The sequence below is a fragment of the Cellvibrio fontiphilus genome (genome assembly GCF_042646205.1).
GTDB lineage: Bacteria > Pseudomonadota > Gammaproteobacteria > Pseudomonadales > Cellvibrionaceae > Cellvibrio > Cellvibrio fontiphilus_A.
On record NZ_JBHRTF010000006.1, the window covers coordinates 177,916 to 192,916 of the forward strand.

A 15,001-nucleotide genomic window follows, 5' to 3' on the forward strand; every position below is an offset into this window, starting at 1 on the left:
TTATTCACCGATAAACAAAAAAGATAACAGCAATAGCGACGACAACGGCAAGCCCTCCTTGCCGGATAACGGAGAAAAATGAATGACTTTAATGACATCGAACCCAGTGATGCCTGTACTTATGCTGCTCGGCTTGTTTGTTTTACTGCCGGGCTGCACCGGTGGTGGTAGCGATCAAGGCGAATCGGCAAGCTCGGCAAAAACAGCTTCCTCCGCGCTTGCTGCGAGCAGTAGTAGTGCCAGTGCGACAGCGCAGCAGATCAAACTCAACCAATTAGGTTTTTTGCCCGGTTCAGCTAAATGGGCGCTGATACCTGATGTGGCTGCCACAGGTTTTGCACTGGTTGATTCGGCCAGTGGTACTGTGGTTTTTAATGGCGATTTAACGGCGGCAGCAACTTGGGCGGAAGCCGACGAAAAAGTAAAACTGGCAGATTTTTCCAGCGTTAAAACCCCCGGCACTTATAAGTTGCGGGTAGACGGCTTGGCTGATTCAGCGGCGTTTGATATTGCGGAGGATGTATATGAAGCGCTAACGGCGGCGAGTATTAAAGCCTTTTATTTCAATCGCAGCAGCGCTGAGTTATTGCCCCAGCATGCAGGTGTTTATGCGCGCCCACTGGGGCACCCCGATACGCGAGTGTTGATCCATGCCTCTGCAGCCACAGCAGAGCGACCAGAGGGTACGGTTGTTAGCAGCCCCAAAGGTTGGTACGACGCAGGCGACTACAACAAATATATTGTTAACTCCGGCATATCGACTTATTCACTGCTGGCCGCTTACGAGCATTTTCCCGATTTGTTCGCCGCACAGCGCCTGAATATTCCTGAAAGCGGTGACAACATCCCCGATCTATTAAATGAAGCCCTGTGGAATCTGGAGTGGATGCTAAGCATGCAAGATCCCGCAGATGGAGGTGTTTATCACAAGCTCACCAATAAAAATTTTGATGGTGAGGTAATGCCGCATCAAGCCATCAGTGAGCGTTATCTGGTGCAAAAAACGACGGCGGCAGCACTGGATTTTGCAGCGGTAATGGCTACTGCTAGCCGGATATTTGCAGCTTATGAGAACGAACTGCCGGGCTTGTCTGCGCGCATGCTGGCAGCTGCTGAATCAGCTTGGCAGTGGGCACAGGCCAACCCTGCGGTTGTTTACCAGCAACCTGCGGATATCAAAACGGGTGAATATGGCGACCGCAATCTGGGCGATGAGTTTTTTTGGGCGGCGGCCGAACTTTACATAGCCACCCAAAACGATAGCTACTATCAGGCAGCCAACGCCGCTAATACCAGTGCGACAGTGCCCTCCTGGGGTGATGTGCGCAGCTTGGGTTGGATCTCATTGGCTCACCATCGTGCCGGCCTCAGTGCAGTAGCAGATCAGACGTTGATTCTTGGGCGCATTCAAGGGCTGGCCAATCAATTGCGCTCGGTATGGGCGGGTTCCGCTTATCGCGTCACTATGCAGACAGGCGATTTTATCTGGGGCAGCAATTCAGTTGCATTGGGGCAGGCAATGATGCTGGTGCAAGCTTATAAGTTAAATCCGGGTGAGCGCGATTATTTGGATGCGGCGCAGTCAGCGCTTGATTATGTATTGGGTCGCAATGCGGTGGATACATCCTTTGTAACTGGTTTTGGCCACAAATCTACCCTGCATCCGCATCATCGTCCCTCGGGCGCCGATGGCATAGAGGCGCCTATCCCCGGGTTTATCGCCGGCGGTCCCCAACCACAGCAACAGGATAAAAGTGATTGTCCGGTGCCTTATCCATCAGCTATTCCAGCTAAGTCCTATCTTGACCACTATTGCAGTTACGCAAGTAACGAAATTGCGATTAACTGGAACGCACCCTTGGTGTATGTGGTGGCAGCACTACAAGCGCTGACTGAATAACTAGCAGTTAAATTGCATCTCTTTAGGCAGCTCTGCTACTACAGTTTGCTGACTAAAGGGGCAAATAAATTCCAAGCGATAGGCCAGTAATTGCAAACCTACACTGGCCTTGGTTCCGTAAGCGCGGTCACCCACAATTGGGTGGCCGCGATTGGCAAGGTGTCGGCGTATCTGGTGTTTGCGCCCTGTGTCGATGTTGATATCAACCAGCGTTTTATTATTTTCTGTACGAATTTTTTTGACATGGGTGATGGCTGTTTTGCCATCTAGCGTTTCATCGATGGTTAGGCCTTGTATGGGTATGAGCCATTCTCCCACCGCCCAGGCTTGATAGGATTTACGCATGTCGCGCGCCTGAAACAGCGTGGATAATTTTGCTGCGGCTTGGCTGTCGTGTGCGAGGATAATGAGCCCGCTGGCATCGCCATCCAAGCGGTGCACCAGAAAACACTCGCGCTTTTCCCGCCCTTGGCTAAATTGCCCATTCACTTCTACCCACCGTAAAATGCTACAGTGATCGCCCCATTGTGATCCCTGCGACAGCATACCTGGCGGTTTGAACCAAATGCTGTAGTTGCCTGCATCGTAAATTAAACGGGCGATTTCCGGTTTGCGTGCCAGTACTTGTTCATCGTAAAAAAATTGAATGCGAGACCCCTTGTATAAAACCTTGGTCGCGCGGCGCAAGCGCAGGGTTTTGCCTTTGAGTGTCCACCAGACTGCGCCCTTGTTCATCGCATCTTTGATTCGCTGTTTGGAAAGCCCGGTACCTTCGGTTAATAAATCCAGTGCTGTTTGTTCAGCTTGGGTGACAATTAATTCAAATTTTTGCGGTGCTTCAAACGAGGTATCGGGCATGGGTTAACTTTTTAATAAATGAAAATTCAATGATTAAGTGAGAATCAACAGTGGCAGAAAAGGCAACTATTTATAAGGCGACAATTACCCTGGCGGATATGGATCGCGGTGTGTACGGCGATTATAACCTGACGGTCGCATTACACCCTTCGGAAACCCTGGAGCGCATGATGGTGCGCATTCTAGCCTTTTGTTATTGCGCTGCGGAAAATTTAACTTTTACCAAAGGCTTATCATCCGTTGACGAACCGGATCTCTGGTTAAAACATGATAACGGCACCATTTTGCAATGGATCGAAGTAGGGCAGCCAGCACCGGACCGACTCAAAAAAGCCTGCAGCCAAGCGCAAGCTGTGCGGGTATTCAGTTATGGTCGCGGCATGGATATTTGGTGGAAAAGCAACGCCGCTGCAATTCGTGCATTGGCTAAGGTGAGCATTCATTATTTTGCGGCGGATGAGTTACAACAGCTATCTGCTCTAGCGGATAAAACCATGAAACTCAGTGTCACCATTACCGAAGGCATAGCGTATGTATCTACGGCGAGCGAAAATATTACTGTCAGTGTGCGTGAGATGGAGTAAAGAACAATGACTAACGCGGCTTTATCTAATTCTTTATTAACCCAGGTCGATATTAGCCTGGAAAATGCCCAGCAGTATCTGATTGATGAGTCCTTCAAACGCCCGGTGGTGATTGATTTTTGGGCTGAGTGGTGTGGCCCCTGTAAAAATTTAATGCCTGTGCTGGAAAAACTAGCCACTGAATACGCCGGCGCATTTTTGCTCGCCAAGGTAAATGCTGATGATCTGCAGATGATTAGCTCGCAATTTGGGGTGCGCAGCCTGCCTACCGTGATGGTCATGAAAGACGGTCAGCCAATCGATGGTTTTGCCGGCGCTTTACCGGAAGTGCAAGTGCGCGAATTACTGAGTAAACATTTGCCTAAACCCTGGGAGGCACCGCTTCAGCAGGCGCGGGAACTCATCAGCCAGTCCCAATATTCTGAGGCGTTACCATTATTGCGGCAGGTGTATGAACAATCGAACCAGCTTGCTGCAGTAGCCTTGCTTATCGCCCAGTGTCATTTGGAATTAAACCGCATTGATAATGCCGAGGCGGTATTGGCCGGCATTAAAATGGTGGATCAGGATCAGTTTTACCAGCAGCTCATGGCGCAGTTGTCGCTGAAAAAACAAGCCGCAAAAACACCGGAATTAGCGGCGCTGGAAGAAGCTTATGCGCGCGCGCCGGAGGATATGCAACTGCGTTTGCAATTGGCGCTGCAGTACCACCAAGAGGCAGAGCATCGGCTGGCGCTGGAGCATTTACTGGAAATTTTGCGCAAGGATCGCAACTTTGCGGAAGGTGAGGCGCGCCAGTCATTCAACGCAATTATTGCCTCATTGGGCAAAGCCGACCCCTTGTCCATTGAGTTCCAGCGTAAATTATTTACCTTGCTTTACTAGGCTTTACCGCCGCTAAAATGGTTGCCATCGCAAAAAATGGGTACACTGGGGCGAGTGTAAATTTACTGTAAATACTTGCCCCAGCGGCTTAAACCTTGGTAGCAGTTGCGCTACTGCTAGAGGATTTCGATAGACAATGATTAAACGCTATTCCCTGATCGCAGCGTTGGTTCTGGCCACATTGGCTATGACCGGATGCGGCAAAGGTAACGAGGAGGCGGCAGACTTACCCCACTTTTGCACACAGGATGGCTCCCGCCTGCTGATAAAGCAGGGTAAGGTGCGTATGGAAATTATGCCCAAAGTCGGTGGGCGTATTTCCTCCCTCAAGTATGCTGGTCACGAAATACTGGTTCCTATTGTGGACCTGGACAAGGTCACCGATTGGGGAACCGTACTTTGGTCTAGCCCTCAATCTGATTGGGGCTGGCCGCCAATCGATGTTCTGGATAACAAACCTTATCGCCTGACCACTGAAGATGATCGTGTGGTCTTGATGAGTGAAATCGATCCACGTACCGGTTATCAATTCACCAAAACTTACCGCCCCAATGGTGATGACCGAATCCTTATTGAGTATCGCATTACCAATCACAGCAATGAGTCTAAAAATCTTGCACCGCTGGAGGTAACCCGTTTGCCATCATCGGGCAGTTTGTTTTTTCCCAGTGGGGATAGTGAAATTTCCAGCGGCCTTTTTTACTCTCTGGATGTGCAAACGGTTGATGAACTTACCTGGTTCGATTACGACCGCAAAAAAATTCGCACCGATCATCACAAGATGATGCAAGACGGAAAAGAGGGCTGGATGGCTTATGTGGATCAAGGCTATCTATTGGTTAAAGAGTTTAGCGACAGCCCTGCAGGCACCACTGCCAAGGGTGAAAGTGAGATCGAAATTTTTGCCCACGTTGAGCATATCTTTATCGAAATGAAGCAGCAGGCATCCATCCAAACGCTTGCGCCGGGTGAACACCTGGATTGGGTTGTGGTTTGGCACGTAAAAAAATTACCTGAGGATTTAGCTGAGAATCCAACACCTCAGGCATTGGCCGCTTACGTGCGTAGTTTGTTGGGGTCTGTAGCGCGCTAGTAGTTCAAGCAGCTAGCTGCTTGAACTACTGCAATGGCTTTAGCGGCGATTTTTACGGGTTTTCAACCGGCGGATACGATCTGCTTCTTCTTTTTCAATTTTTTTGCGCTCGTCTTCCTCTTTTGCTCGCAGTACTTCCTCTTGTGTCATGGCTGGTGTTTCCCAGCTGATTGGGCCGAGTAGTCCTGCACGTAATTCAGTAATCAAAATCGCAGCAACTTTTTGGATTTCCACACCGCCACCTTTGCGAGTGCAGCCGCGTTTGATACCAATTGCGTCCAGCAACTCCACATCAGTTTCTGGCAGCTCATCCAAACCGTAACGTTTTTTCAAGGCTTCAGGGTAGGCCTTGAGTAAATATTCAGCGGCATAAAGGGCGATGTCGGCGTAGTCAAAGACAGTGTCTTTGATTGCGCCGGTAATAGCCAAGCGGTATCCACAGGATGGTGGCGATAATTTGGGCCACAAGAACCCGGGGGTGTCGGTCAGCAAAATACCCTGTTCCAATTTGATTTTCTGCTGTGCCTTGGTCACACCCGCTTCATTGCCGGTTTTGGCAATCACGCGTCCCGCAAGGGTATTGATAATCGTGGATTTACCCACGTTAGGAATACCCATAATCATCACTCGCGCAGGGCGGACCTCACGCTGACGTTCGCTTACCAGTGAGGTACACACATTGAGCAGGTTGCGAATTTGATCGGGCCGCTGTTGGCTGACGGGCAGGGCTTTTACGCCCTTTTCCTGCTCCATTTTTTCTACCCAGAGTGCAGTAATTGCAGGGTCAGCCAGATCAGCCTTGTTAAGCAGTTTAATCAGCGGCGTATCGCCACGCAGGCTGGGCACCAATGGGTTCTCACTGGAGAAGGGGATGCGTGCATCGATAACTTCTATCACCACATCTACATGGGGCATTACTTCCGCAATTTCCTTGCGGGCCTTGTGCATATGGCCGGGGAACCAATTAATTGTCGACATGAATAACTCTGTACTGGGCGGATTGAGCTGATGTTGGGTGATCAAGCAAAACGGTCGAGTGGTTCGTCGCCGTTAAAGTGATGCAGTAGTAAACAATCGTCTTCGGTTTCGCCTTCGCAAATAGCGATGGAAACTGGGGCGATTTTGGGGGCATAGCTGGCGTCAAGGTAAAGCGCTTGCTGCAATTCTTGCCAAAGTTGGGCTGGAAACTCGGTAAAAAAATTGAAGCTTAAAAACAATTTTCCCTTTTCTTCAATAGCATCCACCTCTGGTGAGCGAATGGCACGTACACGCTGTAAAAACGCGGCCCGATCAAAGTCGCGTGCGTGTTTGGGAGAAATTTGGATACTGATGCAGTGCATGTTCTGTCCTCAGTGACGAGTGCCCTTGGGCGATTGGCGCGATTATACAGAAAGCACCGATGTCAGGTCGTAAATCACTTGCTCAGCCTAGGGGGGGTAACCGGTTTCAGCTATTATGGGGTTTCTTGTTTAACCTTGGGTAATACCTGTGTCCTCTCCCTTGTTTCGTCCGACAGCTCTGGGAATTTACCTGCTGTTTTTTATCGTCGGTATTGTTGGTGCCTTGGTTCTGCCGACGTTTAGCCTGTTCCTGGCCAAGGAAATTGGCGTGCGTCCACTGCTGGTGGGCTTGGTATTTGGTGGAATCGCTCTCGCCAGTATTGTCTACAACCATTGGATAGGCCACTGGTCTGACCGGCTTGCGGATCGTCGTCCGTTGGTGGTCAGTTTTTGTGTGTTGGGATTTTTTGCCTGCGTGATTTTTGCGCTCTCGCGCAATTATTGGTTGGTGGCAGTGACTGCAATCCTGCTATTCAGTTTATCTATGGTGTCCTTTGCCCAGATTATGGCCTACAGCCTGGATTACGCCGAGGCAGAAATTCCCGCCGAACGCATTCCGCTCTTTAACGCGATTATGCGAGCCCAAATTGCGTTTGCCTGGGTAGCAGGCCCGCCCGCCGGTTTTTTGTTGGCGACTTATTTCAGTTTTACGCTGAGTTATTTTGTTGCCTCAGTGTTGTATTTGGTGGTGGCACTCCTGAGTTTTAAATTGTTGCCGCGCCTTGAAAAAAAATCGGCGCAGGGCTGCAACAGGGATGCAGGTTTGATGCTCCCACCTCTGACACCTGCGGTAAAACGGTCATTGTGGTTTTGTGTATTGGCCTTTTCGCTGCTGTGGGGCGTGAATAACGCCTATCTCATTAGCTTGCCGATTCATTTGAAAGATAATCTGCAGATTGAGGCTCAGTGGATGGGGTGGTTAATGGGCACTACAGCGGTACTGGAAGTACCATTTATGTTGCTTGCCGGGCACTATGCCAGCCGTTTTCGGCTGCTAAATCTTATTCGCTGTGCCGGTATTGCCGCGCTGTGTTTGTTTGTGGGGGTGTATCTTGCTACTAAGTTGTGGCATCTATTTTTGCTGCAATTATTTAATGCGATTTTTATTGGTTTGTTGGCTGGCGTGGGGGTGTCGGTTATTCAGGCGCTTATGCCGGGGCGTGCGGGGAGTGCGTCAGCGCTATATACCAACTCCACCCATCTAGGCAATTTATTCAGTAGTTTATTGGTGGGGCTGGTGGCCGATTATTTTGGTTATCACCAGGTGTTTATGGTAAATGTTGTTTTGGTGTTAATCGCAATTTGGGCCTTTGCTCAGGTGAAATCGGCAGATGAATTAACGCCGGTCTAATCCTCATCCTCATTGAGCAATTTTTCCAAATCCTCCACGCTCATCGCAAACAGGCGATGCCGCAATTCGCGCTCTATTAATGGCATAAGGCTGCCGAGTACGTCATCCACCAAGGCTTGTCGCGGTTTGTTGATTTTATGTGCGATATGTTTGGTTGAGTTCAGTATTTTTTTGGCGGTTTCATATTCAAATAACGGTGGCGGATTGTTGCCGTGCAATCGCTCGCGAATATGTTGTGGCAAAAAGGGGTTTTCACCGCTGGCTTTGGCAAGTGGGCGAGCCATGTTTTGGGGCGTTTGCAGGGGTTTTGTCTGCATAAATGGCTGTTGGCGCGCCTGGTTTGGCTCGTCACCAAATAAGGAAGTCTGGCCCGGTAGTACAGACGGGTTATGAACTTGTGTCGCCGAGGGGGCGGGTGGTTCTTCCTGAAAGCTCTGATCAATAGCCTGCAAGATAGGGATGTCATCCTCTTCCAAAAGCAGGCCTTTGATAGATTCAAGTTCTTGTAAAATTTCGGCTTTGGTTTTATTGCTATTGGCCATAATATTTTTTACCTGATGCTTGCTGCCGGGTAAATTACAGCTTGCGAGTTTCAATAGGGTAGCCGCGCTGCTTATAAAAACTGAACCTTTCGCGGCTGGTTTGCAGGCTCAGCGGTTCCTGGATTACCACTTCAATCAGGCGCTCAAAGCGACTGAAATAGGCAGGTATGGTTTTGCTCAAGTTAAGCAATAAACCCTGGTGATCTCCAGTTTGATCATTGAAGGTAATTTCTACCGGAGCTGGTTTGCCGGCGTTAATCAGCTGGTGTGGTACAAAACTTTCCGGTTTGAACGTCCACAACAGTTGATCAAACTGACGGGCCTCTGCTTCTGTATCCATCGCCACCAGAGTTCTCATGCCCAGTCGCTGTACCTTGTCGATCAGGCGGCACGCAAACAACCAGCGGGCTTCGCTGGTTGCTTCGGGCAGTACATAAAAATCAATCTGCGTCATTTGGTTTTGCTGGAGTTAATTTGATTCAACAGGAATTGCACCAGTAGCGGAACCGGGCGTCCCGTTGCGCCTTTTGCTCCACCAGAGCGCCAGGCTGTGCCGGCGATATCCAAATGTGCCCAGTCAAACTTTTTGGCAAAACGTGACAGGAAACAGGCCGCGGTCACACTGCCAGCCTCGCGACCACCAATGTTAGCCATATCGGCAAAATTGCTGTCCAGTTGCTTCTGGTACTCATCCCACAACGGCATTTGCCAGGCTCGGTCTGCCGCTTCATCACCGGCAGCCAGAAGTGCTTTGGCTAGTGTGTCGCTGTTACTGAACAGGCCGGTAGCATGGTTGCCCAAGGCAATAACACAGGCGCCGGTCAGGGTGGCTATATCAATTACTGCTTTGGGTTTGAAACGCTCGGTGTAGGTGAGGGCATCGCAAAGTACCAAGCGGCCTTCGGCATCTGTATTTAATATCTCGATGGTTTGGCCAGACATAGAGGTCACTATGTCGCCGGGTTTGGTGGCGCCGCCGCTAGGCATGTTTTCGGTGGCCGCAATCACACCAACCACATTGATTGGCAGTGCCAGGTCTATCAGCGTTTGGAAAGCGCCGAGCACACTGGCTGCGCCGCACATGTCATATTTCATTTCGTCCATGGCTGCGCCCGGTTTTAGACTGATGCCGCCGGTATCAAAGGTAATGCCTTTGCCTACCAGGGCGACCGGAGCTTGTTTTTGCCCTGCGCCCTTGTATTCCAGCACTATCAACTTTGCCGGTTGATCGCTACCTGCGGCGACTGACAGGAAAGATCCCATACCCAATTCCTTGAGTTGTTTTTCTTCCAGCACATTAACGGTGAGTTTGTTATGGCTGCGCCCCAGTTTTTTGGCTTGATCCGCGAGATAGCTGGGGGTGCAAATGTTGCCAGGTAAATCCCCTAATTCCCTTGCCAGGTTGACGCCTTTGGCAATGGCTTGCCCTAATGTCAGGCCTTTATTTGCCTCGGCAACTTCGGTTTTGTTGGCAGCAAAGATAACTTTTTTTAATTGAAGGCTTACTTCTGCCGGTTTGCTTTTGAGTTTGTCGGCGCGATAGTCGAGTAGGCTTAACTGTTCTGCTACCTGACGCGCTTGCCAGGACTGCGATTGTTGATGCACGACCACATCACTCAGATCTAAGGTTAAATCTTTACAGGGAGTAGCACGCAGAGCATCGGCGATTTTCTGTACGGCTTTGCGAAAGTTATCTGCAGTTACCGCACCTTCCTTTGTCGCTCCCAAGCCCAGCACCAACAGGCGCTCAGCGGCAATACCTTGCGGGTTTAACAGCAATAAGGTTTGCCCGGCTTTTCCCTGAAAGTTTTCACGTTTAAGCAGCGCTTCCAATTGTTGTGCATCGGCCGCATTAATTGCATTGCCGGCAGCGGTTAGTTTCAAGCCTTCGTAGCAGCCAATAACCAGGCAGTCGGAGTTTTGCGTAACAGGGTCAAGGGTTTTGCTAGTGAATTGAATCAGGTTATTTTTTGCGCTGGTCTTTGCCTGCTGGTTTGCAGTTTTGCCCAGGCTTTTGGAACCTGTGTTTTCAGTACTTTTAGTGACGGTTTTTTTGGCGGTACTTTTCTTTGAGGTACTTTTAGCGGAGGTCATAAGGTGTCCTTTATGGATGCTAGGGCAATTGATAATTCGCTCAAGACAAATCGGGCGCTGTGCGTGATAATGCCACAGTTTTTAGCGTTTATGGCGGCAAAATGTGGCATCAGCGGAACCTTGAAAAGAGGTTTGTGTCACTAGCCTGAAATCTTGCTACGACAAGGTTATGCACAACGCCATGCTTACCGACAGGATTAGTCCATTGATTATTTTTCGATACCTCTCGCGTGATTTATTGGTTACTGCGCTGGCTGTAAGTGCAGTGCTGTTAACCATTTTCCTCTCAGGCAAATTTGGCGATTACCTTGATGATGCCGCTGAAGGCAAACTTGCGGTGGATGTGTTGTTTACCATCATCACTTATCGCATGCCCAACTTGTTGGAATTGATATTGCCGCTTGGATTTTATTTGGCAGTACTTCTGGCCTATGGGCGTATGTATATCGAAAGTGAGATGGTGGTTTTATCGGCGACAGGTATGAGTCAGTGGCAGCTGGTGCGCATGACCATGGTGCCTGCAATTATTGTCGCTGCGATTGTGGCCCTGTTCAGTTTTTGGTTGAGCCCTTTGGGGGCGCAAATGACCCAGCAAGTACTGACCGAGCAGCGCAATCGCAGTGAGTTTGAAAGTCTGCAGCAAGGGCGATTTCAAGCCATAGGCCAAGGGCGCATCATGACCTATGTGCAACAGGTGAGTGAAGACAACAAGTTGCTGCAGAATGTATTTGTTGCCCAGCGTGATTCGCAATACGGCTCGACGATTGTTGTCGCACAAACCGGAACTCAAGCTTACAACCCCGAATATGGCCAGCGTTATCTTGTGTTGAATAATGGATATCGCTACGAGGGTTTGCCGGGAACTAATGAATTCACCATCACCAGTTTTAGCGAGTGGGGCAGGTATTTGCCGCCCACGACCAGTGCTGCTGAAATTGAAAGTGAGTCAGATGCAAAAACAACAGCGGCACTTTTTGCGGCGGACGATCTGGAAAGTAAAGCGACCTTGCAATGGCGCTTGTCCATGCCGCTTATGGTGTTGATTGCCACCTTGTTTGCAGTGCCGTTAAGCAAAACTAACCCGCGGCAAGGGCGTTATCTAAAAATGCTACCAGCAATTCTGATTTATATCTTTTACCTTGCTTTTTTAATTAACGCGCGCAGTGCGGTGAGCGAAGGTGATCTGCATTACAACCTCGGCTTGTGGGTGGTGCATATTCCGTTTTTAGTATTGGGGCTGTTGATGCTCAATTGGCAGGCTTTATTTCTGTCGCGTGCCAAAGTAGTTGGAGGTGCTCGTGTCTAAAATCACTGCCTATATATCGCGCACCGTTTTTTATGCAATCGCAATGACCTTACTGGTTTTTATTGCGTTGGATTTTATTTTTGGTTTGATTGCCCAGCTGGAAAAAACATCGGGTGCCTATACCGCGCTGGAAGCCTTTTATTACATGTCGCTTACTGTACCGCGCCGTTTGTATGATCTTATTCCATACTCTTGTTTGATCGGTTGCCTTGCCGGACTTGGACTCTTGGCTAGCAGTAGTGAGTTGGTGGTGGTTCGTGCTGCCGGGGTGTCGGTAAGGCGTATTACTTGGATCGCGCTGCGCCCGGCGATTATTTTTATTGCAGTGGCCTTGTTGCTTGGTGAGTTTGTTGCACCCTATACCGAGCAAATGGCCGATAACCGCCGGCATTATTTGAGATACAACACTACCCAGGCCGCGCCGCAAAATATGTGGAATCGGGAAGGTAACGAATTCATGCACGTGAGTGCAGTTTTGCCTAATGGCGTTATCTATGGTCTGACGCGCTATAAGTTCGATGAACAGCAGCGATTGCAGTCAGCCAGTTTTACCAAGCAGGCGCGTTATGAGGATGGGTATTGGCAGGAGCAGGATGTCTCGATAACGCATATAACCGCTGATGGTTTGCGCAATGAAACTATACCATCGCGCCGTTGGGATACGCCGTTTACCCCTAATTTGTTCAATATTCTGGTGCTAAAACCGGAAGATCTGTCGATGCGTAATTTGCACTACTACACAAACTATTTGCATGAGCAAAACTTGTCCGCTGGCAATTACAGCTTGGCTTTTTGGCAAAAAGCCCTGCAGCCACTTGCTACGGCCAGTTTGGTGCTGATCGCCATTTCGTTTATTTTTGGCCCCTTGCGCAGTGTGACTATGGGGCAGCGTATTTTTACCGGAGTAGTCTTCGGTGTTGTTTTTCTGCTGTTACAAAAGTTACTCGGACCATCAAGCTTGGTATTCGGATTCCCACCGATCATTGCGGTTTTGATTCCGATTAGCCTGTGTATCTTGTTGGGTTTGTACTTGCTTAATAGGGCGCGCTGATCGCGTTGTGTTGATATTGCTTTTGCTGATTTATTTTTTGGTTTTTGCCAATAATAAAACCCGGGTTTTGCTGAGTTTGTCGTGTAATGTCTGGCGCTCCGGGTTGATGTAAATAAGCCAATAGCCTGCCCCGAAAAGTAACATGGATACTGGTGCCAACACGCAGCGGACAGCAGCTTGTTTTAGGCTTGGTAAATCCATTGATTGGCTGTCGAACATTTTTATTCGCCAGGTTTTCATGCCAAGGGTTTGACCGGATTTGCACCAGAAATAACAAAAAAATAAACACAGCGTTAAGATCCAGCCAATAAAAACCAGAATCCCCCAATGCCCCCAACTGACTCGCTCTCCAGTCGCTGGTGCGCCGTTGATTAATAGGTTGAGCCCGACCGCCAGGGCACCATACAAAATACTTACTGCCATCAGCAAAAGGCTGTCATAAACCATTGCTGCCAGCCTGCGTGCGAGGCTGGGTGCCTGGTATTGATCATTGTGTTGGGTGGTGGTTTTTGGTGTGTTCGCTGAGTTGGTCATGGCGTTTTTGTGCGAGGCCTTTTGGAAGTTTTAGAGCCGGAGGGTTGGGTTCGTGTAAAGGTATTAAAGCGAGAAATGAATCGCCCATTCGTGTTCACCGGTGAGTGTTTGGCCAAGTCCGATAAACCCTTTGCCCTGCAAAGGAAGCTCCTCGCGGCGTAAATAAATGGGTGGTTGATCTTCCTGATAAACGTAGGTGCCATTGGTTGAGTGATCAACTAACACATATTTGCCGCGCCGAAATTCTATATGGCAGTGTTCACGCGATGCGAATTCGCTTTCGATGAGCAGTTGCGCTCTGTTGAGGTCGCGTCCTATGGCGAAGGGCGTCTGTTCGGGGAGTAATAAAGTCGTCCCTTTTTTTAACTGTAATTGCAGTTGAAATTTTTCGGCAAAACCAGTGATGTCATCCAATGGAACCACCATAGTGGCGCGGTTGTTGTTGCCTGTGTGTTCCCATTGCAAGCGATAGATAACAGTCTCTTCCTGCTCTCCCTTGATATTGATCCGGTCGAACATCTGACAGTCGCGGCGCAACTGTGGACTGAGGGCATCCACTGTTGCCTGGGTGATGACAATTTGATTGGCGCGGGCTATTTGTGCAACGCAGGCGGCGCTGTTGACCTGATCGCCAAAGACATCATCCGCAGTAATAAGCACCTCGCCATAAGCGATCCCGATTCGTATTCCCAGCTCTTTGAGGTGTGGCTCTTTGATGGCACGAAGTTGAATGGCGATGGCGGCTTCACAGGCCTGGCCGGCCTTGTCAAAGCGCGCCATGATCTCATCGCCGATGGTTTTCACCAGCGTACCTTCATGCACTATGGTGAGTGCCGTCATAAATTGCACACACTCGTCAATAATCGCCTTGGCAGATTCATTGCCGAGGCGTTTGTACAGCGCTGAGCTGCCAGAAACATCGGCAAACATAATTGCTTGTGGTTGGCTGTATTGATTCATGTTGTGTCGATGGGGTGGCAAATATGGACGGGGGCAGGTGACGAATGATAGGCGCTTTGGCTGGTCTGCGCAAAACCATTCCTGCTGATAGCAGTGAGGTGGTAAATACCGGGCATAAAAAAAGAGCTTACATTGCTGTAAGCTCTTTTCGGATTTGGTGCCAGTGGTCGGACTCGAACCGACACGCTTTTAAGGGCGCCGGATTTTGAATCCGGTGCGTCTACCAATTCCGCCACACTGGCGAGTGGTGCGCATTCTAATGATTTGAACTCTCCTGTCAAACACTAATTTCAAAAATGATTTAAAACCGTTATTTGCTGAACGGTTTGGTTAAAAATTAGCTTTTCGTGAACAAAACTCTGTCGGCAACAGCCTGGAGCATCGGCAAGCCTCGCTAATTTAAACTTGGCGCAAATTGGTATACCCTTGCGCCCACTTTTTGGCAGTTAGCCGATTCTTATTTGTCGTTCCAGTCTGGAATTATCATTCAACCTTTTTAAGTT

Annotated in this window: 15 protein-coding genes and 1 tRNA gene; 7 read left to right on the forward strand and 9 right to left on the reverse strand. The window is 49.3% G+C overall.

What is annotated here, in order from left to right; translation table 11 throughout:
- Positions 1 to 82: 82 nt before the first annotated feature.
- On the forward strand, positions 83 to 1,900 hold the full coding sequence (locus ACFODX_RS14570; RefSeq protein WP_378120438.1) for a glycoside hydrolase family 9 protein: 1,818 nt from the start codon (positions 83 to 85) through the stop codon (positions 1,898 to 1,900).
- On the opposite strand, the gene ACFODX_RS14575 is transcribed toward ACFODX_RS14570, so the two are convergent.
- Positions 1,901 to 2,758 (reverse strand): RluA family pseudouridine synthase, encoded by an 858-nt coding sequence (locus ACFODX_RS14575; protein WP_378120440.1) that lies wholly within the window; start codon positions 2,756 to 2,758, stop codon positions 1,901 to 1,903.
- Positions 2,759 to 2,808: 50 nt separating this feature from the next.
- Between ACFODX_RS14575 and ACFODX_RS14580 the strand changes: the two genes are divergently transcribed.
- The 3 genes from ACFODX_RS14580 to ACFODX_RS14590 all read left to right on the forward strand — a co-directional run bounded on the left by ACFODX_RS14580 (position 2,809) and on the right by ACFODX_RS14590 (position 5,320).
- On the forward strand, positions 2,809 to 3,342 hold the full coding sequence (locus ACFODX_RS14580) for a YaeQ family protein (RefSeq protein ID WP_378120442.1): 534 nt from the start codon (positions 2,809 to 2,811) through the stop codon (positions 3,340 to 3,342).
- Between the two features lie 6 nt (positions 3,343 to 3,348).
- A complete protein-coding gene (gene trxA / locus ACFODX_RS14585; RefSeq protein WP_378120444.1) occupies positions 3,349 to 4,227 on the forward strand; it encodes a thioredoxin in 879 nt (292 codons plus the stop codon).
- Between the two features lie 136 nt (positions 4,228 to 4,363).
- Positions 4,364 to 5,320: a DUF4380 domain-containing protein gene (locus ACFODX_RS14590; protein WP_378120447.1), complete on the forward strand. Its 957-nt coding sequence runs from the start codon at positions 4,364 to 4,366 to the stop codon at positions 5,318 to 5,320.
- Positions 5,321 to 5,359: 39 nt separating this feature from the next.
- Here ACFODX_RS14590 and ylqF read toward each other — a convergent pair whose 3' ends face one another.
- Together ylqF and ACFODX_RS14600 are read right to left on the reverse strand one after the other, a co-directional pair.
- Positions 5,360 to 6,298, reverse strand: coding sequence for a ribosome biogenesis GTPase YlqF (gene ylqF / locus ACFODX_RS14595; protein WP_378120449.1), 939 nt, complete (start codon positions 6,296 to 6,298; stop codon positions 5,360 to 5,362).
- A gap of 41 nt (positions 6,299 to 6,339) precedes the next feature.
- Entirely contained in the window at positions 6,340 to 6,660 is a 321-nt protein-coding gene (locus ACFODX_RS14600; RefSeq protein WP_378120451.1) for a hypothetical protein, read from the reverse strand.
- 148 nt (positions 6,661 to 6,808) lie between these two features.
- On the opposite strand from ACFODX_RS14600, the gene ACFODX_RS14605 reads away from it, so the two are divergent.
- Entirely contained in the window at positions 6,809 to 8,011 is a 1,203-nt protein-coding gene (locus ACFODX_RS14605) for a sugar efflux transporter (protein ID WP_378120453.1), read from the forward strand.
- Here the strand turns inward: ACFODX_RS14605 and ACFODX_RS14610 are convergent.
- From ACFODX_RS14610 to ACFODX_RS14620, 3 genes are read right to left on the reverse strand one after another with little or no spacing between them, the layout of a single operon-like run.
- The gene (locus tag ACFODX_RS14610) at positions 8,008 to 8,553 is read right to left on the reverse strand and encodes a hypothetical protein (RefSeq protein ID WP_378120455.1); all 546 of its coding nucleotides are present in this window, start codon (positions 8,551 to 8,553) and stop codon (positions 8,008 to 8,010) included. The genes ACFODX_RS14605 and ACFODX_RS14610 overlap by 4 nt on opposite strands.
- A 34-nt stretch (positions 8,554 to 8,587) precedes the next feature.
- Positions 8,588 to 9,007: a DNA polymerase III subunit chi gene (locus ACFODX_RS14615; protein ID WP_378120457.1), complete on the reverse strand. Its 420-nt coding sequence runs from the start codon at positions 9,005 to 9,007 to the stop codon at positions 8,588 to 8,590.
- On the reverse strand, positions 9,004 to 10,647 hold the full coding sequence (locus ACFODX_RS14620; RefSeq protein ID WP_378120459.1) for a leucyl aminopeptidase: 1,644 nt from the start codon (positions 10,645 to 10,647) through the stop codon (positions 9,004 to 9,006). Before ACFODX_RS14620 ends, ACFODX_RS14615 begins: the two co-directional genes overlap by 4 nt.
- Before the next feature lie 205 nt (positions 10,648 to 10,852).
- Between ACFODX_RS14620 and lptF the strand changes: the two genes are divergently transcribed.
- Entirely contained in the window at positions 10,853 to 11,953 is a 1,101-nt protein-coding gene (gene lptF / locus ACFODX_RS14625; protein ID WP_378120461.1) for an LPS export ABC transporter permease LptF, read from the forward strand.
- Positions 11,946 to 13,004, forward strand: a complete 1,059-nt coding sequence (gene lptG / locus ACFODX_RS14630) for an LPS export ABC transporter permease LptG (protein ID WP_378120463.1) — start codon at positions 11,946 to 11,948, stop codon at positions 13,002 to 13,004. The genes lptF and lptG overlap by 8 nt, the downstream gene beginning before the upstream one ends.
- Before the next feature lie 30 nt (positions 13,005 to 13,034).
- On the opposite strand, the gene ACFODX_RS14635 is transcribed toward lptG, so the two are convergent.
- The 3 genes from ACFODX_RS14635 to ACFODX_RS14645 form a co-directional block, all read right to left on the reverse strand.
- On the reverse strand, positions 13,035 to 13,538 hold the full coding sequence (locus ACFODX_RS14635) for an RDD family protein (RefSeq protein WP_378120465.1): 504 nt from the start codon (positions 13,536 to 13,538) through the stop codon (positions 13,035 to 13,037).
- Positions 13,539 to 13,601: 63 nt separating this feature from the next.
- A complete protein-coding gene (locus ACFODX_RS14640; RefSeq protein ID WP_378120467.1) occupies positions 13,602 to 14,498 on the reverse strand; it encodes an adenylate/guanylate cyclase domain-containing protein in 897 nt (298 codons plus the stop codon).
- 155 nt (positions 14,499 to 14,653) lie between these two features.
- A tRNA-Leu gene (locus ACFODX_RS14645) sits at positions 14,654 to 14,740 on the reverse strand.
- Between the last annotated feature and the right edge of the window lie 261 nt (positions 14,741 to 15,001).